Origin of the sequence: Terrabacter terrae, assembly GCF_039529575.1 — a bacterium.
Taxonomy (GTDB): Bacteria; Actinomycetota; Actinomycetes; order Actinomycetales; family Dermatophilaceae; genus Terrabacter; species Terrabacter terrae.
The window spans coordinates 1-810 of sequence record NZ_BAAANB010000013.1; the positions used below are offsets into that span (position 1 = coordinate 1).

Annotated in this window: 1 protein-coding gene; it reads left to right on the top strand. The window is 74.3% G+C overall.

From position 1 onward, the window contains the following. Positions 1-132: 132 nt before the first annotated feature. A partial coding sequence (locus tag ABD194_RS08585) for a M20/M25/M40 family metallo-hydrolase (protein WP_343990126.1) occupies positions 133-810 on the top strand: 678 nt, incomplete at its 3' end.

Consider the following 810-nt stretch of genomic DNA (forward strand, 5'->3'; position numbering starts at 1 on the left):
ACGGCACGGGCGGCGAAGAAGACGGCTCGTCCCTGCAGCTCCATCGCAACACCCCTGTCGTCGGGGGCCAACGTCCCGACCCGGAGCGGCGGGTGGGGACGAAACCGTCAGAGGGCGCATACGCTCCGGTCCATGCACGAGGACGACGCTGCCGTCGAGGCGCTGCGCGCGCTCATCCGGATCCCGACGGTGTCGCACTGGGAGCCCGGGCGTGTGGACCGGGCGGCCTTCGAGTCGCTGCTGACCGAGCTGCGGGTGCGGTTCCCTCGGCTGCACGGGACGTGCGAGGTCGAGCGCATCGCAGGGGACGCGCTGCTCGTGCGGTGGCCCGGGCGCACGCGGGAGGCGCCGGTCGTGCTCATGGCGCACCTCGACGTGGTGCCCGTCGGTGACTCTGCGGCCTGGACGCGGCCGCCCTTCGGAGGCGACCTCGCCGACGGGCACGTCTGGGGCCGTGGGGCGCTCGACTGCAAGGGCTCGCTCGTCGCCACCTGCCAGGCCGTCGAGGCCCTCATCGGTGAAGGTGTCACACCGGGCCGGGACGTGTGGCTCTCCTTCGGCTGCAACGAGGAGGTGTCGGGCAGCGCAGCGGTCGACGCCGTCGCGATCCTGCGCGAGCGCGGGATCGAGCCGTGGTTCGTCCTCGACGAGGGCGGCGCCATCGTGCGGGGCGTGCTTCCCGGCGTCGACGCGCCGATCGCCGTGGTCGGCGTGTCGGAGAAGGGCACCGTCGACGTCGAGCTCGTCGCCCGCGGCGACGGCGGGCACGCCTCCGCGCCGCGGCGGATGGGAGCGACGAGCCGGCTCGCC